Below are 26,457 nucleotides of genomic sequence, written 5' to 3' on the forward strand. Positions count from 1 at the left end.
CTAAATACTAAGCTCATGTTCTCAAAATTCTTCATAAACCGTCCTATCTTTGCTACCGTGCTTGCGCTGCTGATCGTGGTGGCGGGACTGGTCACACTGGGCATACTCCCCATTGCGCAGTATCCGGACATTACGCCGCCTACCGTCCAGGTCAGTGCCGTCTATCCGGGTGCCAACGCGCAAACAGTGGCCCAAACCGTGGGTATACCCATCGAGCAGCAAGTAAACGGAGTGGAAGGCATGCTTTATATGTCCTCCAATTCCTCCTCATCGGGTGCCTATTCGCTCACCATTACTTTTGCCGTCGGAACAGATATCGACATGGCAACCGTACAAGTCCAAAACCGTGTCAGCGTGGCACAGGCTTCATTGCCAACCCCGGTAGTGGTACAGGGAGTAACCGTTCAAAAGCAGTCGTCGAACATCGTGATGTTCCTCACCATGACTTCCGAAAACAAGGAATATGACGGACTATACCTCAGCAACTACGCCACCCTGAACCTTGTTGACCAGTTGACACGCGTACCGGGTGTAGGCGCTGTCAATGTGATGGGAGCGGGAGACTACTCCATGCGTATCTGGCTGGACCCGGCAGCACTGCGTATCCGTAATCTTTCGGCAGCCGATGTTTACCAGGCCATTCAATCACAAAATGTAGAAGTCAGTGCCGGAGCCGTGGGACAACCCCTGCCGGGAAATCCTACTCCGGGCAACACTAACATCGGCAATGTCTCTTCCGGCAACAATGCCCCTGCCTATCAATACAGTCTGACGGTGAAAGGGCGACTTTCATCTCCCGAAGAGTTCGGCAATATTATCTTGCGAACAGAAGCGGGCGGGAGAGTGCTTCGCCTCCGTGATGTGGCTCACATCGACCTTGGCTCCGCATCCTACAGTGTCGTATCCCGACTGAACGGGCAACCTACCGCCGCCATTGCCATCTATCAGCAACCGGGTTCCAATTCGCTGGATGTATCCAAAGGTGTGAAAGAGAAGATGCAGGAACTATCAGAATCGTTCCCCAGCGGCATCCATTACAGTGTAACCCTGGATACGACGGACGTCATCCACGCTTCAGTAGACGAAGTGCTGGTAACTTTCCTGGAAACAACCCTGCTTGTGGTACTTGTCATCTTCCTTTTCCTACAAAATTGGCGGGCGGTTATCATTCCGTGTATCACCATTCCCGTATCACTTATCGGTACTCTGGCAGTGATGGCGCTCTTCGGATTCTCCATCAATACACTGACGCTGTTCGGACTGATACTTGCTGTGGCCATTGTGGTGGATGACGCCATTGTGGTAGTGGAAAACTCCACGCGTTTGCTTGATACAGGGCAGTACAGTGCCCGGCAGGCGGTCATTCAAGCGATGGGGGAGATCACCGGTCCGATTGTGGGCGTAGTGCTGGTGTTGCTTGCCGTATTTATTCCGACAATGCTCGTCAGCGGTATCTCCGGGCAGCTTTATAAGCAGTTTGCGCTGACTATTGCTGCCAGCACCGTGCTAAGCGGTTTCAACTCGCTGACACTGACTCCTGCATTGTGTGCCTTGATATTACAGCCCACAAAACCTGCACAGTCGCCACTTTTCCGGGGCTTCAACTTTGTGTACGACAAAACACAAGGGATATATGATAAAACCGTGGGTTGGTTGCTCCGGCGCCCTGCCGCTGCACTGTTGTCTTATGCCGGGTTTACGGCACTCGCTGTGATCCTGTTTATGAAGTGGCCCAGCACCTTTATTCCCGAAGAAGATGACGGGTATTTCCTTGCCGTGGTGCAATTGCCGCCTGCTTCAAGTCTGGAACGCACAGAAGCTGTCGGACGTGAGATCAATGAAATCCTCAACAGCTATCCCGAAGTGAAAAATTATATCGGCATATCCGGCTTCTCTGTCATGGGAGGCGGGGAACAGAGTAATTCCGGCACCTATTTCGTCATCTTGAAGAACTGGGACGAGCGTAAAGGAAAGGAACATACGGCCCAGTCTGTAGTAAATCGTTTCAATGCGCAGGCTTATGGAATTCAGGAAGCAGAAGTTTTTGCCATGGTGCCCCCTGCCATTCCCGGACTCGGTGCTACGGGCGGTCTACAGCTACAAGTGGAAGATCGTAATAACCTCGGTGCCACAGAAATGCAACATGCCGTAGAGACGCTGATGGCAACCTATCACACCAAACCTGCATTGGCATCCGTCAGCAGTCAGTACCAGGCTAATGTACCCCAGTATTTCCTGAACATCGACCGGGATAAAGTGCAATTGATGGGTATTCCGCTGAACAGTGTCTTCACTTCCTTAGGTTACTACATGGGAGCTGCTTATGTGAACGATTTCGTTGAGTTCGGCCGTATTTATCAGGTAAAACTCGGTGCACGGGATCGTGCCCAACGGATCATTGACGATGTACTGAAGTTGAGTGTACAGAATGCATCGGGAGAGATGGTACCGTTTTCAGCCTTTATGCGGGTGGAGGAACAGTTGGGAATGGACCAGATCAACCGTTACAATATGTATTCCACTGCCTCCGTCACTTGCAACGTAGCCCCGGGAAGCAGTTCCGGAGAGGCGATACAACAAATGGAGGCACTCTTTAAGGAGCAATTGGGCGATGAATTTGGTTATGAATGGACGTCAGTAGCTTATCAGGAAACGCAGGCGGGAACGACGACAACCGTTGTGTTTGTAATGGCGTTACTCGTTGCCTTCCTGGTACTTGCAGCACAGTACGAGAGTTGGACGAGCCCGGTAGCTGCGGTCATCGGACTTCCGGTAGCATTGTTGGGAGCGATGATTGGCTGTCTCATTATGGGAACACCTGTCAGCATCTATACACAAATCGGTATTATCCTGCTTGTGGCACTGTCGGCAAAGAATGGTATTCTGATTGTAGAGTTCGCCCGCGATTTCCGTGCGCAAGGCAACTCCATTCGTGATGCGGCATTCCAGGCAGGGCATATCCGCTTACGGCCTATCCTGATGACATCCCTGGCATTTGTATTCGGTGTGATGCCGTTGCTGTTTGCTACGGGTGCAGGAGCGGAAAGCCGTATTGCACTAGGAGCTGCTGTCGTGTTTGGTATGGCACTGAATACACTGCTTGCCACAGTCTATATTCCTAATTTCTATGAGTTAATGCAGAAGATACAGGAAAAGTTGGGAAAGAAGCAGATAGAAGAAAAAACTGAGAAGGTTTAGACCCTGATTGAGTTCATTGATTTAGATCCTGATTAGTCTCATTGAAAAGGGCTACACCCTTTGCCTCACATGGCTACACCATATCCCCCAAAGGGTGTAACCATCCGGGGCAAAGGGTGTAGCCCTTTTTAATGGATATTATAACGTCTGGTAATCAGGAATATCCGGAAGAAAAGTATAGCTATTCCGCTCGTAATCCATCCGGCAGCAATAGTGTTGCATTCCATTACTCACTACGAGGTAATCTACTTTCAGCACCATATTGTAGCGCGTAATCTGGTCGAACACCGCTTGCGTAATCTCTATATCCGGCGCTTTATACTCCACAATCATCCGTGCCGTGAGGTCACGACGGTAAAGCACTGTGTCACAACGTTTTTTCGTTCCGTTGAGCTGCACCTGTACCTCGTTCGCCATCAATGTCTGCGGATATCCTTTATGGTTCAGCAGAAAATGTACGAAATGCTGGCGTACCCATTCTTCGGGCGTCAGTGCTACATATCGGCGCCGTATCACGTCGAAAATAGCAGGTTTCCCTTCACGGTTCACGACTTTAGCATCAAATACAGGTAAGTTTAACGATAACATATTGATATGTGATAAGTGATTAACAAATTTCCGAATTCTACTTTTTTATTGTACTTTTGTGAGTTAAATAATCGCTCCCTGAAAGTATTTAGGGAACAAATTTAATGAAATCTTATGAAAACAAAGCAAGAAATCGTAGCTAACTGGCTGCCTCGTTACACAAAACGTAAGCTTGAGGACTTTGGAGAGTATATTCTGTTGACTAACTTCAACAAGTATGTGGATATTTTTGCGGAGAAGTTCAATGTGCCCGTTCTTGGTAAAGACGCTAATATGACGTCTGCTTCAGCAGAAGGCATGACCATTATCAACTTTGGTATGGGAAGCCCTAACGCTGCAATTATCATGGATTTACTAAGTGCTATACAGCCCAAAGCCTGCCTGTTCCTGGGCAAGTGCGGTGGTATCGATAAGAAAAACAGAATAGGGGATCTCATCCTTCCTATCGCCGCCATCCGTGGCGAGGGAACTTCCAATGACTATTTCCCGCCCGAAGTACCGGCGCTACCGGCATTTATGTTGCAACGTGCCGTTTCTTCATCCATCCGCGACCATGCCCGCGACTATTGGACAGGTACCGTATACACTACCAACCGCCGCATTTGGGAGCATGACGAGGAATTCAAGGAATATCTGAAGAAAACCCGTGCCATGGCCGTCGATATGGAAACAGCGACTCTCTTCAGCTGCGGTTTTGCCAATCACATTCCTACCGGAGCCATCTTACTGGTTTCTGACCAGCCGATGATTCCTGAAGGAGTAAAAACCGATAAAAGTGATAATCTGGTTACCCAAAACTACGTAACCGAGCACGTTGAAATCGGCATCGCATCCCTGCGTATGATTATTGACGAGAAGAAAACCGTAAAACATCTGAAATTCGACTGGTAAAAACGAATATGGCAAAACAGGAAATCACGTGTGATGACATCTTAAAGGAACTGAGAGCGAAGCAATACCGTCCCGTCTATTATCTTATGGGCGAGGAACCCTATTACATCGATCTCATTGCCGACTATATAACAGACAATATTCTGACCGAAACGGAAAAGGAGTTCAACCTGACCGTTGTATACGGGGCAGATGTTGATATAGCTACTGTTATTAATGCCGCCAAGCGTTATCCGATGATGTCCGAGCATCAGGTGGTGGTGGTAAAGGAAGCGCAGAATATCCGTAATATGGAGGAGCTTTCTTATTACCTCCAAAAGCCACTGCTTTCTACCATATTAGTAATATGCCATAAACATGGCGTACTGGATCGAAGAAAGAAACTGGCTGCCGAAATCGAAAAGACTGGTGTTCTGTTTGAATCTAAAAAAGTGAAGGATGCGCAACTGCCTGCATTCATCACTTCTTATATGAAACGCAAAGGTATCGACGTGGAACCTAAAGCCACTGCCATGCTGGCCGATTTCGTTGGCGCCGACCTCAGTCGCCTCACAGGAGAGCTGGAAAAACTGATCATTACACTTCCAAAAGGTCATACACGCGTTACCCCCGAACAGATAGAGAAGAACATTGGTATCAGTAAGGATTATAATAACTTCGAATTGCGCAGTGCCCTCGTTGAAAAGGATGTCCTGAAAGCTAATAAGATAATAAAATATTTTGAAGAAAATCCGAAAACAAACCCTATTCAAATGACTTTATCTTTACTTTTTGGATTCTTTTCTAACTTGATGTTGGCCTATTATGCCCCTGAAAAATCGGAGCAAGGCATAGCCAACATGTTGGGACTACGTACCCCTTGGCAGGCCAAAGACTATCTCGCAGCTATGCGCCGATATAATGGAGTAAAGACCATGCAAATTATCGGAGAAATACGATATGCGGATGCAAAATCTAAAGGAGTGGGAAATCCATCTTTAAGTGACGGGGATATTCTTCGCGAGCTGGTCTTCAAGATCCTGCATTAACAGCTTTTTTCTTCTATACGCTCTTCATTAAACAATAAATTTAGCTTTTCCTTCACCCCCTTCCACTGTTCCCAAACGTACTACTCATAGGTAATAGAGTGTGGAAGGGTATCTGAAATACATACAACGTATTCGCAGAAACAGATGGTCTATATACAGTGAACAGACCATTTATCTGATATAAACACATGGTCTATTTGCATTAAATAGACCATGTGTTTTTATATAATATATTCTCCTGTCCCGAGTAAAGCAGGCATATTTTTATAGGAAAACAATATACTTTTTCTAAGAAAAAGGAAAATTATATTTAGAAAGCGGGCAGCAGATCAATAGAAATAGATTGTCTATTTCTTATTTTAGAGGAGATTATACTTGTTAACTATATCAGCAATAATAGAGAAGTAAATGCCATTTTCACTATCATTATGTCATTTCTCACTTAAAAAAGGGTTGTTTTTCTAGAATGAGAGAATTTTAGAACTAAAAAATAGGGTATAATACACTGTATTACAATCAAATAAGCATAAAATAAGCTCCTGAGAATTAAAAAATTCTAAGTTCACGATCATTTATACAGAAATAAAGCAAGGATTTACAATTACGAAGACTTTAGAACATATCAATTGGACTCTCCTTATTTTAGTGTAACAAATTCTTTCTGTAATATCGAATCTATCATCAAGAATAAATGCAATTAGAAAAGGAAATAGTTGCTATTTCAACTATGAAATATTAAAAACGTAATATCACTATGTTCACAATTGGATATATAACAATTACACATATAACAAACGTAATTAAAAGGCATAATACACAATTGTGATAAGACTGTTTTAAATGAAGTAATGATAAAATAACAAAGGTAATAGGATAGGGGTTAACGAGGAGTAAAATAACAATTAAATTACTAATAATCAATATAAAACAACTATTTATATGATCTATCAGTTCATAAATAGAGAAATCAATGAGAAAACAATTGTAATATGGGATATACCACAGAAATAATTTAAACTTATATACATAATAACCAATAATATACATAGTTTTATTAAAGTAAAAATATGGGCTTAAAATCTAGGTAATATATATCATCACATTTGTATATATAACATTTGAAATAATAGGCACACAATTGTAATATAAAAGAATTCATATTTTTAATTTGCTTTTGTAACTTCATTTTTTTACTTTTGTAATTCAAAAGAGAATCAATACAATTGTAAACATCACCTATATCGCAACAGTTATGAGCATAAAAGATAGGTTCAAAATGATCATGGATCGGGAAAAATTAACCGCAGGCGCATTTGCCGAAAGTATTGGTGTAGCTCAAGCTACCATCTCACATATTTTAGGCCCGCGTAATAAGTATCCAAGTACAGAAGTTATTCTTCGTCTACATCAAAGATATAATGATATAAATTTGGAATGGTTACTTACCGGACAAGGTGAAATGAGTAATACGCCTTCCGATTCTGACTCTTCTATCGAGAGTGGATTCGACTATCCATTATTCGCTGAGAATTCCGTAAATCCGTCCAAAGAGACAGGTCCGACCGAAAATCGCAAGGAAATCGCATTAGAAACACCTGCAAATGCTACTAAAGAGATTGTAAAACAGGAGATTATCTATAAAGAAAGGCCTCCCAGAAAAATCACTGAAATAAGAATTTTCTTCGACGATAATACGTACGAGACGTTTAAACCCGAAAAGTAAGGCTCATAAACGACTATTTGCACAATTTCCCGTATCTTTGGATAAGATAAGCATCTCAGCAGAACTTTTTCATGCAAGCATGAAAGTTCTGCATTCGATTTGCATTATCTTTGTACCCTGAAGATAAAATTCACCTCTTTATATAGGATAATGAAAAAATACATTTTAGATTTGACAGTGACTGAGAACGTCCGACTGCACGCTAATTATGTGCTATTGAAACTGACGTCTCCGTCTCCGCTTCCGGATATGCTTCCGGGACAATTTGCGGAAATACGTGTGGACGGATCTCCAACTACTTTCTTGCGCCGCCCCATTTCCATTAATTATGTAGATAGACAACGCAATGAAGTATGGTTTCTGATCCAACTGATTGGAGACGGAACGAGGCAATTAGGCGAAGCAAAAGCCGGAGACAGGGTCAACGTAGTACTTCCTTTGGGAAATGGCTTCACAATGCCTGAAAAGGCTTCTGATAAGCTTCTGTTAGTAGGTGGAGGTGTTGGTACAGCTCCCATGCTTTATCTGGGCGAGCAATTAGCTAAAAACGGCAGTAAACCGACGTTCCTTCTGGGAGCAAGAAGCGATAAGGACTTGCTGCAACTGGAGCAGTTTGCAGCTTATGGTGATGTATATACGACTACCGAGGACGGCAGTCATGGCGAAAAAGGATACGTGACACAACATTCCATATTGAGTAAGGTGCAATTCGAGCAGATTTACACTTGTGGCCCTAAGCCTATGATGATGGCGGTGGCTAAATATGCCAAAAGTAAAGATATAGCTTGTGAAGTATCATTGGAAAATACAATGGCGTGTGGTATAGGCGCTTGCCTCTGTTGTGTAGAAAATACAACGGAAGGGCATTTATGTGTATGTAAAGAAGGTCCGGTTTTTAATATAAACAAACTATTATGGCAGATTTAAGTGTAAACATTGGAGAATTACAAATGAAGAATCCGGTGATGACGGCTTCCGGTACATTTGGATATGGTGAAGAGTTTGCCGATTTCATTGATATTACGCGAATAGGTGGTATAATTGTAAAGGGCACGACTCTTCACAAACGTGAAGGTAACCCATATCCGCGTATGGCAGAAACTCCGTCAGGTATGTTAAACGCTGTGGGACTGCAAAATAAGGGAGTAAATTACTTTGTTGAACAGATATATCCGCGTATTAAGGACATCGAAACCAATATGATTGTAAATGTTTCGGGTTCTGCCATAGAAGATTATGTAAAAACAGCGGAAGCCATTAACGAACTTGACAAAATTCCTGCCATTGAATTGAACATCTCTTGCCCTAATGTGAAGCAAGGTGGAATGGCTTTTGGCGTCACTGCAAAAGGAGCCGAAGAAGTGGTGAAAGCTGTGCGCGCAGCTTACAAAAAGACACTTATCGTGAAGCTGTCTCCCAACGTGACAAGCATCGCTGAAATAGCCCGTGCAGTAGAAAATGGCGGTGCAGACAGCGTTTCATTAATTAATACACTGCTTGGAATGGCTATAGACGCGGAACGCAGGTGTCCTATACTCTCTACCGTAACAGGTGGTATGTCCGGCGCAGCAGTAAAACCAATCGCACTCCGCATGGTATGGCAAGTTGCTCAGGCGGTAAAAATACCTGTCATAGGTTTAGGAGGTATCATGAACTGGAAAGACGCAGTGGAATTTATGCTTGCCGGAGCTTCAGCCATCCAAATCGGTACGGCTAATTTCATCGATCCGGCAGTTACAATTAAAGTAGCGGAAGGTATAAACGACTATCTCGATAGACACGGATATAAGTCTGTGAAAGAAATTATCGGTGCGCTTGAGGTGTAGCCAATAACAAGTGAATATCATTCGCACCTATTTTATATAAAAAAGGACATTCGCTATGAATGTCCTTTTTCTATTTTTATACAACTGATTTATTCCTCTCCCAGCAAATCCGGGCGGAGTCTGCGCGTCCGTTCCAAAGACTGTTGCAACTCCCATTCCTTAATCTTAGCCTCATGCCCGGACAATAAAATTTCCGGAACTTTCCAACCATTGTAATCGGCAGGTCTTGTATAGACCGGAGCTGCCAAAAGATTATCCTGGAACGAGTCGGATAACGCTGATTGCTCATCGGAAATAACACCGGGGATAATGCGGACAATAGCATCCGCCATCACTGCTGCCGCCAACTCTCCACCGGTCAGCACATAGTCCCCAATACTGATTTCTTTAGTGATCAGATGCTCGCGAATACGATAATCGATACCTTTAAAATGCCCGCAAAGGATAATAAGGTTCTGGGTAAGTGAAAGTGTATTGGCCATTGGCTGATTGAACTGCTCACCATCAGGAGTCGTAAAAATGACTTCATCATACTCCCTTTCTGCCTTCAAGGCATTGATACAGCGCTCTATAGGCTCTATTTTCATCACCATTCCGGCAAAACCGCCAAAAGGATAATCATCCACCCGTCGATATTTATCTTCAGTATAATCACGTAAATTATGAATATATATTTCTGCAAGCCCTTTATTCTGAGCACGTTTCATAATGGAACAATTGAAAAAGCCTTCAATCATCTCCGGTAGAACTGTTATTATATCAATGCGCATATTAATTTTAATTTTCTGCAAAAGTACAAATATTAGAGGAGAAACCTGTATTTTTGCGTTCAAACAATCTGAAATAGCTATGACTGCAAAAGAAAAGATAGATCAGCTCCGTGCCGAACTGCATCGGCACAACTACAATTATTACGTATTGAATGCTCCCGAAATCTCCGACAAAGAGTTTGACGACATGATGCGGGAATTGCAGGATATGGAGCGAGAACACCCTGAATATCAGGATGAAACTTCGCCAACTATGCGCGTAGGAAGCGATTTGAATAAGAATTTCACGCAAGTGACACACAAATATCCAATGCTTTCGTTGGGTAATACCTATTCTGAAGGTGAGGTATCTGACTTTTATGATCGCACTCAAAAAGCCCTGAACGAAGATTTTGAAATTTGTGCCGAACTTAAATATGACGGTACTTCCATCTCACTGACATACGAAAACGGTAAATTAATACGTGCCGTAACCCGTGGCGACGGTGAAAAAGGCGATGATGTAACGGATAATGTGAAGACAATCCGTACTATCCCCCTTGTTTTGCATGGTGATTATCCCCAATTATTTGAGATCAGAGGGGAAATACTAATGCCGTGGGAAGTCTTTGAGGAACTAAACCGCGAAAAAGAGGCGCGCGAAGAACCTCTTTTTGCTAATCCGCGTAATGCTGCATCAGGCACTTTGAAATTACAAAACTCTGCTATAGTTGCTTCCCGCAAACTGGATGCCTACCTTTATTATTTATTAGGCGAAGAACTACCTTGCGACGGACATTATGAAAACCTGCAGAAAGCTGCACAATGGGGATTCAAAATCTCCGACCATATGAAGAAGTGCCACAGCCTGCAGGAAGTGTTCGATTACATCCATTATTGGGATACAGAACGGAAGAATTTACCTGTAGCCACGGATGGCATTGTTTTGAAAGTTAATAGCCTGAAACAGCAGAAAAACCTCGGTTTCACCGCAAAATCTCCTCGTTGGGCCATCGCATACAAGTTCCAGGCAGAGCGTGCATTGACCCGCTTAAACAAGGTGACTTACCAGGTGGGAAGAACCGGAGCAGTAACCCCTGTTGCCAACCTGGATCCGGTACAATTATCGGGTACAATCGTAAAACGCGCCTCACTGCATAATGCAGATATCATTGAAGGGCTCGACTTGCATGTCGGCGATATGGTTTATGTAGAAAAAGGTGGCGAAATCATACCCAAAATTACCGGAGTAGACAAAGATGCCCGGAGTATGATGGTAGGTGAAAAAGTGAAGTTCATCACTCATTGCCCTGAATGTGGCAGCAAATTAATCCGTTACGAAGGAGAAGCTGCGCACTATTGCCCCAACGAAACGGCTTGTCCACCCCAGATTAAAGGAAAGATCGAGCATTTCATCAGCCGGAAGGCTATGAACATTGACGGATTAGGCCCGGAAACTGTGGATATGTTCTATCGGTTAGGACTCATTAAGGATACGGCAGATCTGTACAAGCTGACTGTAGACGATATCAAGAACCTGGACCGTATGGGAGATAAATCGGCGGAAAATATCGTCAAGGGTATTGCCCAAAGCAAGGAAGTGCCTTTTGAGCGAGCTTTGTTCGCCCTGGGTATCCGCTTTGTCGGTGAAACTGTAGCAAAGAAAATAGCTAAGTCCTTCACTGACATAGAAGAACTGGAAAATGCAGATCTTGAAAGATTGATAAATATCGATGAAATCGGTGAGAAAATAGCACAAAGTATCATTTCCTACTTCGCTAATCCTCTGAATAGAGAATTAATAGAGCGACTGAAAATTGCCGGATTACAGTTTAGCCGGAAGGAAGAAGATCTGAGCGGCTATACTGATAAGCTTGCCGGACAGTCTATTGTAATCAGCGGTGTGTTCACCCATCACTCCAGAGACGAATATAAAGATTTGATAGAGAAGAATGGAGGAAAAAATGTAGGTAGTATTTCTGCCAAGACCAGTTTTATCCTGGCAGGAGAAAATATGGGACCTGCCAAATTGGAAAAAGCGCAAAAGCTGGGTGTACAGATAATGAGCGAAGATGAGTTTTTAGCGCTCATTTCGTAACATTTTTCCAGTGAAATCTTTTTTATAGCTTATATTTGCTGTAGAAATCGAAAATATTCGTACTTTTGCGAGTCATTTAATTAGAGATTACTTAAATTTCACTCATGATACAGACTAAATTGAAAGGAATGGGGGTAGCGCTGATTACTCCTTTTAAAGAGGATGAAAGCGTTGATTACGATGCATTGATACGTTTGGTGGACTATCAACTTCAAAACAATACTGATTTTTTGTGTGTGCTGGGCACCACAGCAGAAACTCCGACACTGACGGAAGAAGAAAAAAAGAAAATCAAGAAAATGGTCATCGAACGCGTAAATGGTCGGATACCTATCCTGCTCGGTGTTGGTGGAAATAATACGCGTGCCATTGTGGATACGCTTCAAAACGACGATTTTACCGGAGTAGATGCCATTCTGTCTGTTGTTCCCTATTATAATAAACCTTCTCAGGAAGGTATTTATCAACATTATAAAGCAATTGCAGAGGCTACAGAGCTCCCAATTGTACTCTATAATGTTCCCGGTCGTACCGGTGTAAATATGAAAGCAGAAACCACGCTGCGCATTGCCCGTGACTTCAAAAATGTTATTGCTATCAAGGAAGCTTCCGGTGACATCACCCAAATGGATGATATCATCAAAAATAAACCGGCCAATTTTGACGTTATTTCGGGAGATGATGGTATTACCTTCCCTTTGATTACCTTGGGAGCTGTTGGTATCATATCGGTCATCGGAAATGCATTTCCACGCGAATTTAGCCGCATGGTAAGACTGGCATTGCGAGGAGATTATGCAAATGCATTGACTATCCACCATAAATTTGCCGAGTTATTCAAGCTTCTTTTTGTGGATGGCAATCCGGCAGGCGTAAAAGCAATGTTGAACGTTATGGGAATGATTGAGAATAAACTTCGCCTCCCGCTTGTGCCTACCAGGATTACTACTTTTGAAGCCATGCGGAAGATTTTGGATGAGTTAAATATTAAGTGCTAAGAAAAAACGAAGATACTTCTTTGTAAAACATCCCCTGAGATAGATTATTTCATCTCAGGGGATGTTTTTTTTCGTCTCACAAGCTGATTTTTACTGTCTCATGAGACGGATTTATTCATCTCAGGAAAGAAATTAATACTTATATCTGCACAAGCACACAGTTATATCTGTATCAACTCACACACATATTTGCATGAGTCTACACAGATATAACTGTTACGGATCAATGTAAAAACCTGAGGGGTAAATTTAAAAATTAGTATCTTTGTCTTCAAATTTATTTAGTATGGATTCCAATGGTTATCGCCTTCTGCTTCCTGAAGGTACTTTAGATTACTTTGATCTTGTAGATGTGCAGGAAAGCTCTAGTGAGGTTGTTATTTATCTTGAAGAAAAGAATGTCGTTCCCGAGCAATATTCCAGCCGGGAAACCGAAAGCAAAGGATTCTATGATCCTGTGGTTGTTCAAGACTTCCCTCTTCGGGGAAAGAAACTTTTCCTGAATATCCGTCGTCGTCGCTGGATTTTAAAGAAGAGTAATGAGTACATCAGCCGCAACTGGCGTATGGTCGCTGAAGGTACCCGTATGACGCAGGATTTTGCGTCTTTTTTAAAAGAGCTATATTGATAGTTATCCGGTTAGCTGTAAGTTATTGGGCACTCTGTATGGTATTGACGGAGCTCTTCTGGAGCGTCAATACCGCAATCATCTGAGTGGTTATCTTCACTGGGATCAGCTTGCTCATGCGCAGGATTGGCTGCTTTTTGAAAAGAATATCGGTGCTTATGTCTGTATTGATGAGGTTGCCCTTTCGCGTGGTGAGCTCTATACCATACTCACCAACAAGGCTGCCCATGGTGGCAAAGGCAGTATTATCGCCATAATAAAAGGCACAGATGTCTGTACGGTAAGTTCTGTCTTACTCAGACTTTCCCGCCGTCGTCGCTATCAAGTACGTGAGATAACCTTGGATATGGCTCCCAATATGGAGCAGATTGCCCGTAGCTGTTTTCCTGCCGCCAAACGGGTTACCGACCGTTTCCACGTACAGAAACTGGCTTATGAAGCCGTTCAGGAGATGCGTGTGAAAGCGCGCTGGGAGGCTTTGGATGAAGAATCCACACAGATTGCCTATGCAAAAGCCTGTGGCAGGATATATCACGCTCCCGTTTTCTCTAATGGAGACACGCGGAAGCAGTTGCTGGCAAGAAGCATCTATCTTCTTTACAAGAAAGAATCCTTGTGGACCCAGTCTCAAAGAGAACGGGCTGATATCCTGTTTAAAGAGTATCCGGAGATTAAGAAAGGCTATTATCTGGCCATGCGTTTAGGCCTGATTTATCATCAGTGTAAGTTTAAGGATGTAGCCTTGACGAGACTTGCAAGATGGTATGATGAGGTAGATAAATCCGGATTTCTTGCTTTCGGAAGAGTGGCACGATCCATTCAGACCCACTATCTGAATATTATCAATTTCTTTGAAAGGAGGGCAACCAATGCAGCGGCGGAATCATTCAATGCTAAACTCAAAGCGTTCAGGACACAGTTCAGAGGGGTAAAAGATAAGGCATTCTTTTTATATAGACTGACGATGTTGTATGCTTAAAAAAGAAAAGCCCTCAGGTTTTTACGTTGATCCACTGTTACCCCTACGGTGTATAACAAAAACCTCTGCAAAGTAATTTGCAGAGGTTTTTCGTGATCGCGACAGGATTCAAACCTGTAACCGGCTGATCCGTAGTCAGCTACTCTATTCAGTTGAGCTACGCGACCTTGTTATCAAAAAGATGTGACCGCGACAGGATTCAAACCTGTAACCGGCTGATCCGTAGTCAGCTACTCTATTCAGTTGAGCTACGCGGCCTTTTTGTTTAACGGGTGCAAAGATACGGACTTTTTCCGAAACTGCAAGTATTCCACAAACTTTTTTTGAAGAAAATTATTCGATGAAACGGTAATTAAACAGTTGCCAGCCGATACTCAACCCCACATTCCACTCCCTTCTCGGTGAGCTATAATGATTTACATAAGCAGAGATCGCTCCAAAAGGTAATTGGCAAATAACAGAAACTTCTCCCATATATTCTACCTTTGAGAAAGCTTTTCCATAAAATGCTTTGTTTTGCGTATTCTTCTCGATAGGGAAAATAGGCATAAATCCATAAAATTCTCCTCTCAGATGAAACATATCATTGAAAATAAACATAGGCTTGATACCGGCAGCCAGAAACTGATTAGCGCGGAAAGCCTCATTATACATCAGCTTACTATGCGGAGTCGGCGAAAACTCTGCAGCCTGCATCATTGTCGCCGTAAAATTCTCCGAGAAATTCCTCGATGAATACAGCGCTTCCGCCATCCATCCCAAAACAAATTTAGGCGCCATACTATGATATGCTTCTTTCATATAAGAAATCTGTAACCATGATTGCCGTTCCTGTGTAACAGGCTGTTCTGCCGGATTTCCAGGCTTATATCTTTCTTTTCCCGTAAAAATCTGGGCTATCAATTTCTCGTTATACCCTTTTGTAGCGTATTGACGGGAATTCAGTGTACTTCCATAAAAGCTAATAGAACCGCCTATAAGCCTGTATAAACTCCTGTCCGAACGGTCTTCTTCAAAGTTTATCACACTAGATTGAAAATAGTTATCTTGCAATTTTCCAATACCAAAGCCAAATTCAGCCCGTTTATTCGCTAAGAATGGTAAAGCGATAATCAACTTCAGAAATCGTTCATCCTTTGAATTAAAGGAAGGTTTATCGTTTTTAGAAAACAGTTTCTCTTTCTTGTAATAATCAAAAGTACTGATAGACGCAATAAGCCGATATGAAGTAGGAATATGAGTAGGCAAATCTATACGCACCATCAGTTGGGCATTATTATAAACTTTACCCAATTGGCCATCAAACGTAAACTCTTTGGCATAATAATTTAAGTTCTGATAGCCCAGGCCCAGATATATCTGATTGGAACTCGTCGTAGACACACTACCCCCCAAGCGGACAGAGAAATTATCCTCCATCTTTACTTTCAGATGCAAATCGTACATATCGGTCTCTTCATTGAATACTGCCTTCGGTATTATTTCAGAGATCATATTATCCGCAAGCAAACGAAAATATCCACGCTTCAGCTCTTCGTAAGTGAATGGCTCATCTTCTTCATCATGAAATTCCTTCTGAATATAAGCCTGTTGCTGTGAGTTAGCTCCATCAATATAAATTTTCTGGAAATAGAGTTGCGGCAGATTACTGCGATAAACCAGACGGCGTAAACGCACATTATCTGCATTCACCCTACGATGAATACGCCCCTTTATAGAATCCATCAGACTAAGAGTGCGATTGTAACCTATATCATGGAGTTCCTGAAGACGGTCGAAATCAAGTAAGTTCACATCATCATACTTGAATGTCATGAGGATGCCGACAGAATCCGGAATAGAATAGTCCGTCTTCTGCATCACCATGTTCTCAATCTGACTCATAAGGTCATTTTCTTTAGGCTTGGATGGATTGGCGGCCACCACACTACCAATGATAATATCCGGATGAAAATCATCCCGCATTACATCCGTTGGAAAGTTATTGTAAATACCACCATCATAAGCCAGCACACTATCTATCTCAATAGGCTTAAAAACAAACGGGAAACTCATGGAAGCACGGACAGCATCTCCCAGGTCACCTTTCCCTAACACTATTTGCCGTTTATTGTATACATCAGAAGCAATACAGCGGAAAGGAACAAACAGCCTATCAAAATCACCGTCACAAGCAGCCGTAGCACGGGCAAACAGCTCCACAAACACCAGATTCATCTGAATGGGGTTAACCATACTGGTCGGCAATTGCGGTTTGACATTCAAGGAGTCCTTAAAGTCAAAGCGGATATTAAAAAATTCCGGCGTGGGGATACTTTTCTTAAAATAATAGGCGTATTTAGGCTCTACTTTTCCCGAATACCAGCGTTTAAAGTCTTCTGAACGCAGCAAAGCCTCCATATCATCGGGAGAGTATCCCATGGCATACAACGAACCGATAATGGCTCCCATGGATGTACCGGTAATATAATCGATAGGGATATTGTTTTCTTCCAAAGCCCGAATGATGCCGATATGCGTCATACCTTTCGCACCACCACCACTCAATACAAGTCCAACTTTTTGGGCATGCAACATGGGCAGCAACAAGAAACAAAACGATAAAAGCAAAAGAATTCTTTTCATACTTCAAAGTTCCGAGCTGAAAATATATTATTATCAAAGCTCAAATATATGCAATTGTTTCGAAATTGGACGTATCCAACGCTAAAAAACAAGCGTTCCCACACAAAATATACGAAAAAAGGAGCATTACAACTCTTATAAAAGTTGCAATGCTCCCGGCATATAGATTGTGAATAAAGGGCGTATTTAGATTAGCTCGATGCTTCTCTTCACAAAGTTATTCAAAGCTTCACCTTTCAGCATGCCATTTTGCAGCAATGCCAGGTCAATCAATTGGCGGACAACTTTATTTTTAGCTGCATATCCGGCAAATACTTCGTCTTTCTTTGTTTTCAGTTCTTCCCACTTCTGATCCAATCCGTTCACTTCGTCCTTTTCAGCAGTAGAAATTTCTTCGTCTTTCTTACCTTTTTGTTTATCTTTCAGTTCATTACGACGTTTGTCTACGTCATTCATTTCTTGCTGAATAGGAGCTACAACAGAGTCGCATTCTTTTTCTTCGTCTGCAAGAACTTCTTTCACCAGTTTATGATCTGAATTCAGCACAAGGTTGAACATATCAGGCATTTCTCCATAGAAACTCATACCTGCCTGAATATTAGCCATTTCTTTCATACGGCGCATATATTCACTTTGAGTAATCATCACAGGAGAAGAGTTTTCACCCAAAGCCTGCGCAGTGATATTAAACTCAACCTTTTCCAGCTTAGGCAACTGGCTCTTGAACACAGCAGAAAGAGCTTCTTGTTTGCCTGCTTCCAGAGTTTCACCTTTCTTATCTTCTTTGATAATCAGATTATCGATAACATCACTATCTACACGGGTAAAGCGAGATTTCTCAAACTTTTGCTCCAACATGCTTACTACAGCAATGTCCAGTTGACCATCCATCAGCAACACATTGTATCCCTTATTCTTAGCAGCCTCGATATAGCTGAATTGCTCATCTTTATGATTAGCATACAAATAGATCAAATTGCCATCTTTATCAGTCTGATTATCTTTGATCAGCTTCTGATACTCTTCAAATGTATAGCATTTACCATCCGTATCGGTGAAAAGGGCAAAATCTTTTGCTCTGTCATAGAAGTCTTCCTGAGTAAGCATTCCGTAATTGATGAAAATCTTCAGGTCATTCCACTTTTCCTCGAACTGTTTGCGATCATTTTTAAAGATAGATTGCAGACGATCAGATACTTTCTTCGTGATATATGTCGAAATCTTCTTCACGTTAGAGTCGCTCTGCAGATAAGAACGGGATACATTCAACGGAATATCCGGAGAATCGAGCACACCATGCAACAGTGTCAGAAAGTCAGGTACGATACCTTCTACTGAATCCGTAACGTATACCTGGTTGCTATAAAGCTGTATCTTATTCTTATTCAGTTCGATATTGCTCTTTACTTTCGGGAAGTAGAGGATACCTGTCAGATGGAACGGATAATCTACATTCAGATGTATCCAGAACAGAGGTTCATCAGACATCGGATACAGGTCACGATAGAACTTCTTATAATCTTCATCCTTCAGTTCGCTGGGCTTCAATGTCCACAACGGATTACTGTCATTGATGATGTTATCTTCGTCTGTTTCAACCTGTTTTCCATCTTTCCAGTCTTTCTTTTTACCAAAAGCAATAGGTATGGGAAGAAAACTACAATATTTCTTCAACAGAGAAGAGATGCGGGCTTCTTCCAGGAATTCTTTGCTTTCATCGTCAATGTAAAGTACTATATCTGTACCACGGTCAGCTTTATCAATGTTCTCAATGGTGAACTCCGGACTGCCATCGCAACTCCATTTCACTGCTTGAGCACCTTCTTTATGGGATTTCGTGATAATTTCCACTTTCTTAGCCACCATGAAAGCTGAATAAAAGCCTAAACCGAAGTGACCGATAATTGCATTAGCATCATTCTTATACTTCTCCAGGAAATCGTTGGCACCTGAAAAAGCAATCTGGTTGATATATTTGTCGATTTCTTCGGCAGTTAAACCAATACCACGGTCTGAAACAGTAATTGTATCTTTTCCTAAAGACACATGTACGGTCAAATCGCCAACCTCACCTTTAAACTCGCCAATAGAGGCTAAGGTTTTCAACTTCTGCGTAGCATCTACGGCATTAGAAACCAACTCGCGAAGAAAAATTTCATGATCGCTGTACAAGAACTTTTTGATAACGGGGAAAATGTTTTCGGTAGTTACCCCAATATTTCCTTTTTGCATACTATTTATGATTTATATTTTTAGGTTTATATATTTAATCGTTTGGCAAGTGTAATGCAAAAAAAATGCCAGCCCATAAGGACTGACATTTTGACTGTTTATCATCTTCTAAGAAGACTTCATTTTTATGCTTTCTTGATGTCCAGTTCTCCTTTTTCTTCGTTCAAAGAGACAGAAATCGTATCGCCCGTCTGCAATTCGGAAGAAATAATCAATTCCGAAAGTCCATCTTCCAGATAAGTCTGGATGGCACGCTTCAACGGGCGGGCACCAAACTGCACATCATATCCTTTAGATGCCATGAACGTCTTAGCTTTAGCATCAATAACAAGCTTATATCCAAGAGATTCCACGCGCTCATACAAGCCTTTCAACTCGATATCGATAATCTTTTCGATAGCATCCAGCGAAAGCTGGTCGAAAGTAATAATCTCGTCGACACGGTTCAGAAACTCAGGGGCAAACGACTTATTCAAAGCCTTTTGTATCACGCCACGTGAATATTCTTTATCATCCGTACGATTCTGGGCGGCAAAACCTACACCACGACCGAAGTCTTTCAATTGACGTGTACCAATGTTTGAAGTCATGATAACCACTGTATTCTTGAAGTCTACAGTTCTGCCATAACTGTCAGTCAGACGACCTTCATCCATCAGTTGTAACAAGATGTTGAATACATCCGGGTGAGCTTTCTCAATCTCGTCCAACAATACGATAGAGTAAGGTTTACGGCGCACTTTCTCTGTCAACTGTCCGCCTTCTTCGTATCCTACGTATCCCGGAGGTGCACCAACAAGACGAGAAACGGTAAACTTCTCCATATATTCACTCATATCCACACGTATCAGCGCATCGGCAGAGCCAAACATATATTTCGCCAACTGTTTCGCCAAGTGAGTTTTACCCACACCCGTAGGCCCCAGGAACAAGAATGTTCCGATAGGACGGTTAGGATCTTTCAATCCTACACGACTACGCAGAATTGCTTTCGTCACCTTTTCAATAGCCGGGTCCTGAGCTATAACTTTAGCTTGCAACTCTTCTTTCATACCCGCCAACTTGATACCTTCAGCCTGCGCCATACGCTGTACAGGCACACCGGACATCATAGAAACCACATTCGCAATTTCCTCCTCACCAACTATCTGGCGATCATCTTTTAAGCGAGCTTCCCATTCAGCCTTCATCTCTTCCAGACGAGCAGAAAACTCTTTCTCATGATCACGGAAACTGGCAGCAAGTTCGAAATTCTGCGATTTCACCGCATCCGCCTTTTGTTGACGGGCTTCTTCAATCAGTTTCTCCTGTTCTTCAATCTCTTTCGGAACAGTAATGTTTGTCAGATGGACGCGCGAACCGGCTTCGTCCAGAGCATCAATAGCCTTATCCGGGAAATTACGGTCAGTAATGTAGCGGTCTGTCAACTTGACACATGCTTCCAGCGCTTCATCCGTATAAGTCACATTATGATGGTCTTCGTACTTCTCTTTAATATTCTTCAATATCTGGAGCGTTTCCTCAGCAGTGGTCGGTTCAACAATCACTTTCTGGAAACGGCGTTCCAAAGCACCGTCTTTTTCTATATTCTTCCGGTATTCATCAAGGGTAGTGGCACCTATACATTGTATTTCACCACGTGCCAATGCAGGTTTCAACATATTGGCAGCATCCATAGAACCGGCAGCTGCTCCGGCACCCACAATCGTGTGAATCTCGTCAATAAACAGAATTACATTCGGATTCTTCTGCAACTCATTAATGATAGAACGAATACGTTCCTCAAACTGTCCGCGATACTTGGTTCCGGCTACTACAGAAGCCATATCAAGCATTACCACACGTTTATCAAACAGAATACGGGATACTTTCTTCTGGACAATACGTAATGCTAATCCCTCTACAATAGCTGATTTACCTACACCAGGTTCACCTATCAATACCGGGTTATTCTTCTTACGACGGCTCAATATCTGAGCCAACCGCTCGATTTCACGTTCACGACCTACCACAGGATCCAGTCTACCTTCTTCCGCAGCCCGGGTCATATCCATACCAAAGTTATCCAATACCGGAGTATCATTGGATGGTTTCTTAGACGCAGTTTGCGTAGAAGACTGTGAACTACCACTTTGAGAAGAGCGTGAAGACATATTCATTTCATCTTCTTCCTCGTCATCATCCTCCGTAAATCCCATACCTGCGTTAGGGCTGGCTTTCATAGAAAGCTGTTCGAACACTGACTTATAGTCTATATTATTTTCTTCCAATACCGTAGCGGCCAAATTATTACCGTCTTTCAAGATAGCCAGCAATACATGTTCAGTATCAGCAGTGGCACTCTTCAGCAGACGAGCCTCGAGTATACACATTTTCAATATCTTAGCTGCCATCGGAGACAATGGAATGTCTGCATCGGGCAACAAGTTATCATCTTCAATCTCTTTTAAAAAACCTTCCAGCCGTTTCTTAACCCTGTTTAGGTCTATATCCAGTTTCTGCAATATTTCTATAGCTTTCCCTCCGCCGTCTCGCAACATGCCGAGTAGAAGATGCTCCGGACCGATATATCTATTCTTCAGCCGGTTAGCTTCCTCCTTGCTGTAAGTGATAATGTCAGAAACTCTTTGTGAAAACTGATTATTCATACTTAATATTCTCCTTCCTTATTCTAAGGTGTTACTTAATACAAAGATACGCATTTATAATTTCCAGTACGTATTTCATCGTTTTATTTATTATTTATATACAAAACCCGTGCCACAGTTTAATATCCGTTCACCAGTATCATACTAAAGTGCTTTCATTCTTGGGAAAAAGCTCCTTATTAATACCTTATTTATATATTATAAGAACAAAGTAGGTGAGAGAATGGTTCTGAAATAAAGTTTATGGGCGAAAACTTTTGTATATCGTAAAAAAGCAGTACTTTAGCGTGGTTTTTCATGAACCAAAGTATGTATAATTAATAATCTTTTTAAATGCTTGAACAAGACAGAATTATAAAGATTAACATCGAGGAGGAAATGAAGTCATCGTACATTGACTACTCCATGTCGGTCATCGTTTCGCGTGCCCTTCCGGATGTTAGAGATGGTTTTAAGCCTGTCCACCGTAGAATTCTCTTCGGAATGATGGGACTGGGAAATACGTCTGATAAACCTTATAAAAAATCAGCCAGAGTTGTAGGTGAAGTATTGGGTAAGTATCACCCGCATGGTGACTCTTCCGTTTACGGTGCATTAGTTCGTATGGCACAGCCTTGGGCAATGCGTTACATGGTGGTAGATGGCCAGGGTAACTATGGTTCGGTAGACGGCGATAGCGCAGCAGCTATGCGTTACACCGAGTGTCGCTTGCGCAAGATTGGTGAAGATATGATGCAAGACCTCGACAAAGAAACCGTTGATATGCAGAGCAACTTCGACGATTCTTTGCAGGAGCCTACCGTTATGCCTACCCGTATTCCAAACCTTTTGGTAAACGGTGCATCTGGTATTGCTGTAGGTATGGCAACCAATATGCCTACCCACAACCTTTCAGAGGTTATTGATGCTTGCATCGCATACATCGAGAACAACGATATCGAGATAGAGGAGTTGATGAACTATGTGAAAGCTCCCGATTTCCCAACAGGAGGATATATATATGGTATGAGTGGCGTACGCGAGGCATATCTTACCGGTCGCGGTCGCGTTATCATGCGTGCAAGAGCAGAAATAGAAACCAGTTCTACACATGACAAAATTGTCATCACGGAAATCCCGTATGGTGTCAATAAGGCGGAACTGATCAAGAATATTGCTGATTTAGCCAATGATAAGAAGATAGAGGGTATCTCCAATGCCAATGATGAGTCTGACCGTGAAGGTATGCGTATTGTGATTGATATCAAACGTGATGCCAACGCCAGCGTAGTTTTGAATAAACTCTATAAAATGACGCTGTTACAGACTTCTTTTAGTGTGAACAACGTAGCATTGGTACACGGGCGTCCTCGTTTGCTGAATCTGAAAGACATGATTAAGTACTTCGTAGAACATCGCCATGAGGTGGTTATTCGTCGTACTCAATATGACTTGCGTAAGGCTAAAGAACGCGCTCATATATTGGAAGGCTTAATCATTGCATCAGATAATATCGATGAAGTAATCCGTATCATCCGTGCTGCAAAGACACCTAATGATGCTATTGCCGGCTTGATAGAACGCTTCCAATTAACAGAAATTCAGTCTCGTGCCATCGTAGAAATGCGTTTGCGCCAGTTGACTGGTCTAATGCAGGATCAGCTTCATGCTGAATATGAAGAAGTAATGAAGATGATTGCTTATTACGAAGAAATTCTTTCGAATGACGAACTTTGCCGCAAAGTTATTACTGATGAATTAATTGAAGTAAAAGCAAAATACGGAGATGAACGTCGTTCTGAGATTGTTTACTCATCCGAAGAATTCAATCCGGAAGATTTCTATGCAGATGACGAAATGATTATCACCATTTCTCATATGGGCTATATTAAACGTACTCCGTTGAGTGAGTTCCGTGCTCAAAACCGTGGTGGAGTAGGCTCCAAGGGTACAGATACCCGCGATGCAGACTTCATTGAACACATATATCCGGCAACCATGCACAATACCATGATGTTCTTTACTCAAAAGGGTAAGTGCTATTGGCTCAAAGTATATGAAATCCCTGAAGGTACCAAGAATTCCAAGGGACGTGCCATCCAAAACTTGCTGAATATTGATTCAGACGATGCTGTAAATGCATATCTGCGTGTGAAGAACCTTTCTGACACAGACTTCATCAACAGCCATTATGTCTTATTCTGTACCAAGAATGGTGTTATCAAGAAGACATTACTTGAACAGTATTCCCGCCCTCGCCAGAATGGTGTAAACGCCATTACTATCCGTGAGGACGACCGCGTTATCGAAGTACGTATGACTAACGGTGACAACGAAATTATCATTGCCAATCGTAATGGACGTGCCATTCGCTTCCACGAAAGTGCTGTACGCGTTATGGGACGTACTGCAACTGGTGTGCGTGGTATGACGCTTGACGAAGACGGGCAAGATGAAGTTGTTGGAATGATTTGCATCAAAGATCCTGAAGCAGAAACCATTATGGTAGTTTCTGAACAAGGCTATGGCAAACGTTCTGATATCGAAGACTACCGTAAGACTAATCGTGGCGGTAAGGGTGTTAAGACGATGAATATCACCGATAAAACAGGTAAATTGGTAACAATTAAGTCTGTAACAGATGATAATGACTTGATGATTATCAATAAATCTGGTATCACCATTCGTCTGAAAGTTGCTGATGTCCGTATTATGGGTCGTGCTACCCAAGGTGTTCGTCTGATCAATCTTGAAAAGAGAAATGATGAGATCGGTTCAGTATGTAAGGTTACATCAGAAAGTATGGAAGATGAAATTCCTGTTGATGATGAAAATTCTCCAATTCCCACTATAAATGAGGTAGAAGGAGAGGAGGAAGACTATAACTCTGATAATAAAGTCAATAATGAAGATGAAGAATAGACATAATATTAATTTTAATTTTACAACTATCATGAAAAGAGTATTATTTTCAGTGATTTTATTGCTCGCTGCAGGCTTCACTTTCGCTCAAGAAAAGACTGTGAAAGAAGCTAAAAGCATTGCAAATGAAGTGAATCCGGACTTTAATAAGGCCGAGCAGCTCATCAATCAAGCCTTGACTAATCCTGAAACAAAGGATAATGCCGATACTTGGGATGTAGCAGGTTTTATTCAGAAAAGGATTAATGAAAAACAGATGGAAAATGCCTATTTAAGAAAACCTTATGATACTCTTAAGGTATATAATAGCGCATTGAATATGTGCAAATACTACCTTAAGTGCGATGAACTCGCACAGGTTCCAAATGAAAAGGGAAAAATCAAGAACAAGTACAGAAAACCCAATGCTGCTGCTATTGTAGCAGAACGCCCAAACTTGATCAATGGCGGTATTCAATATTATAACTTAGAGAAGAACAAAGAAGCATTAGATTTCTTTGGAACTTATATTGAAATTGCTCAGAATCCGATGTTTGAAAAGGAAAACTTCTTGCAGACAGATACACTCTTAGCTCAGATTGCTTATTATGCAAGCTTGGCAGCAGCAAAGATGGAGGATTATCCCAGTGTTCTGAAATATGCTCCTTATGCACAGAACGACAAAGAAGTAGGTCAGTATGCTATGGAGTTCATCTCTACAGCTTTAAAAGCACAAGGCGATACTGTTAAGTGGATTGCTTCATTAAAAGAAGGTTTGCAAAAATACCCTCAGCATTCATTCTTCTTCGGTCATTTAATTGATTATTATAGCAATAACAATAAATACGATGAAGCCATGCAATTCGCTGATGAAATGTTAGCTAAAGACCCCAATAATACATTCTATCTGTACGTAAAAGGATATCTTTACCACAATATGAAGGATTATGATAAGGCTATTGAATACTACAAAAAGACAATTGAAGTAGATCCTACTTATGCAGAAGCTTATTCCAATTTAGGACTGATCTACTGTCTCCAAGCTCAAGACTTCTCAGAAAAAGCTACTACTGACGTTAATGATCCTAAATATAAAGAAGATCAGATTACTTTGAAAGCTTTCTATGAAAATGCAAAACCTTGCTATGAAAAAGCAAGAGAATTAAAACCTGACCAAAAGGATTTATGGTTGAATGGTCTTTACAGAGTATATTATAATTTAGATATGGGACCAGAATTTGAAGAAATTGAAAAGCTGATGTAAAGTATAAACTTAAAAAACTGCTTTTTGAAGTGAACCCTAAAAGTTAGACAAAAAACTTTTAGGGTTTATTTTATATGATTAAGTACACATACCGTATAAGCC

Annotated in this window: 17 protein-coding genes and 2 tRNA genes; 12 read left to right on the plus strand and 7 right to left on the minus strand. The window is 42.0% G+C overall.

Features of this window, described 5'->3' with window-relative positions; genetic code table 11:
• Window positions 1-15: 15 nt before the first annotated feature.
• A complete protein-coding gene (locus K429_RS0126370; RefSeq protein WP_029328713.1) occupies window positions 16-3,198 on the plus strand; it encodes an efflux RND transporter permease subunit in 3,183 nt (1,060 codons plus the stop codon).
• 138 nt (window positions 3,199-3,336) lie between these two features.
• Here the strand turns inward: K429_RS0126370 and K429_RS0126375 are convergent, their stop codons facing one another.
• Complete coding sequence (locus K429_RS0126375) at window positions 3,337-3,786, minus strand: type I restriction enzyme HsdR N-terminal domain-containing protein (RefSeq protein ID WP_007218551.1); 450 nt, start codon at window positions 3,784-3,786, stop codon at window positions 3,337-3,339.
• Window positions 3,787-3,900: 114 nt separating this feature from the next.
• Between K429_RS0126375 and K429_RS0126380 the strand changes: the two genes are divergently transcribed.
• The 5 genes from K429_RS0126380 (at window position 3,901) to K429_RS0126400 (ending at window position 9,254) form a co-directional block, all read left to right on the plus strand.
• Entirely contained in the window at window positions 3,901-4,677 is a 777-nt protein-coding gene (locus K429_RS0126380) for an AMP nucleosidase (protein ID WP_007214225.1), read from the plus strand.
• An 8-nt stretch (window positions 4,678-4,685) separates the two neighbouring features.
• On the plus strand, window positions 4,686-5,705 hold the full coding sequence (gene holA, locus K429_RS0126385; protein WP_022210439.1) for a DNA polymerase III subunit delta: 1,020 nt from the start codon (window positions 4,686-4,688) through the stop codon (window positions 5,703-5,705).
• Window positions 5,706-6,957: 1,252 nt separating this feature from the next.
• Entirely contained in the window at window positions 6,958-7,428 is a 471-nt protein-coding gene (locus K429_RS0126390) for a helix-turn-helix domain-containing protein (protein WP_007214227.1), read from the plus strand.
• 150 nt (window positions 7,429-7,578) lie between these two features.
• Window positions 7,579-8,355, plus strand: a complete 777-nt coding sequence (locus K429_RS0126395; protein WP_007214228.1) for a dihydroorotate dehydrogenase electron transfer subunit — start codon at window positions 7,579-7,581, stop codon at window positions 8,353-8,355.
• Window positions 8,343-9,254 (plus strand): dihydroorotate dehydrogenase, encoded by a 912-nt coding sequence (locus tag K429_RS0126400; RefSeq protein ID WP_029328714.1) that lies wholly within the window; start codon window positions 8,343-8,345, stop codon window positions 9,252-9,254. Before K429_RS0126395 ends, K429_RS0126400 begins: the two co-directional genes overlap by 13 nt.
• An 89-nt stretch (window positions 9,255-9,343) precedes the next feature.
• Here the strand turns inward: K429_RS0126400 and trmD are convergent, their stop codons facing one another.
• Window positions 9,344-10,024: a tRNA (guanosine(37)-N1)-methyltransferase TrmD gene (gene trmD, locus K429_RS0126405; protein ID WP_007214230.1), complete on the minus strand. Its 681-nt coding sequence runs from the start codon at window positions 10,022-10,024 to the stop codon at window positions 9,344-9,346.
• A 79-nt stretch (window positions 10,025-10,103) separates the two neighbouring features.
• Here trmD and ligA point away from each other — a divergent pair, with 79 nt between their 5' ends.
• The 4 genes from ligA (at window position 10,104) to K429_RS0126425 (ending at window position 14,706) form a co-directional block, all read left to right on the plus strand.
• A complete protein-coding gene (gene ligA, locus K429_RS0126410) occupies window positions 10,104-12,101 on the plus strand; it encodes an NAD-dependent DNA ligase LigA (RefSeq protein ID WP_007218556.1) in 1,998 nt (665 codons plus the stop codon).
• Between the two features lie 104 nt (window positions 12,102-12,205).
• A complete protein-coding gene (gene dapA, locus K429_RS0126415; RefSeq protein ID WP_007214232.1) occupies window positions 12,206-13,099 on the plus strand; it encodes a 4-hydroxy-tetrahydrodipicolinate synthase in 894 nt (297 codons plus the stop codon).
• A gap of 286 nt (window positions 13,100-13,385) precedes the next feature.
• Complete coding sequence (locus K429_RS0126420) at window positions 13,386-13,727, plus strand: hypothetical protein (protein ID WP_029328715.1); 342 nt, start codon at window positions 13,386-13,388, stop codon at window positions 13,725-13,727.
• 58 nt (window positions 13,728-13,785) lie between these two features.
• On the plus strand, window positions 13,786-14,706 hold the full coding sequence (locus K429_RS0126425; RefSeq protein WP_029328716.1) for a transposase: 921 nt from the start codon (window positions 13,786-13,788) through the stop codon (window positions 14,704-14,706).
• Window positions 14,707-14,799: 93 nt separating this feature from the next.
• Here the strand turns inward: K429_RS0126425 and K429_RS0126430 are convergent.
• From K429_RS0126430 to K429_RS0126450, 5 genes are all read right to left on the minus strand, one after another.
• Window positions 14,800-14,873: transfer RNA gene (locus K429_RS0126430), tRNA-Arg, on the minus strand.
• 17 nt (window positions 14,874-14,890) lie between these two features.
• Window positions 14,891-14,964 (minus strand) — tRNA-Arg (locus K429_RS0126435).
• Between the two features lie 75 nt (window positions 14,965-15,039).
• A complete protein-coding gene (locus K429_RS0126440; protein ID WP_029328717.1) occupies window positions 15,040-17,331 on the minus strand; it encodes a patatin-like phospholipase family protein in 2,292 nt (763 codons plus the stop codon).
• Between the two features lie 186 nt (window positions 17,332-17,517).
• Window positions 17,518-19,563, minus strand: coding sequence for a molecular chaperone HtpG (gene htpG, locus K429_RS0126445; protein ID WP_022393886.1), 2,046 nt, complete (start codon window positions 19,561-19,563; stop codon window positions 17,518-17,520).
• A 125-nt stretch (window positions 19,564-19,688) separates the two neighbouring features.
• On the minus strand, window positions 19,689-22,211 hold the full coding sequence (locus K429_RS0126450; protein WP_007218560.1) for an ATP-dependent Clp protease ATP-binding subunit: 2,523 nt from the start codon (window positions 22,209-22,211) through the stop codon (window positions 19,689-19,691).
• 333 nt (window positions 22,212-22,544) lie between these two features.
• Between K429_RS0126450 and gyrA the strand changes: the two genes are divergently transcribed.
• The gene (gene gyrA, locus K429_RS0126455; protein ID WP_007218561.1) at window positions 22,545-25,112 is read left to right on the plus strand and encodes a DNA gyrase subunit A; all 2,568 of its coding nucleotides are present in this window, start codon (window positions 22,545-22,547) and stop codon (window positions 25,110-25,112) included.
• Window positions 25,096-26,355: a tetratricopeptide repeat protein gene (locus tag K429_RS0126460; RefSeq protein WP_007214239.1), complete on the plus strand. Its 1,260-nt coding sequence runs from the start codon at window positions 25,096-25,098 to the stop codon at window positions 26,353-26,355. Before gyrA ends, K429_RS0126460 begins: the two co-directional genes overlap by 17 nt.
• Window positions 26,356-26,457: the final 102 nt, after the last annotated feature.

Source organism: Bacteroides sp. 14(A) (genome assembly GCF_000526555.1).
Lineage (GTDB): Bacteria > Bacteroidota > Bacteroidia > Bacteroidales > Bacteroidaceae > Bacteroides > Bacteroides cellulosilyticus.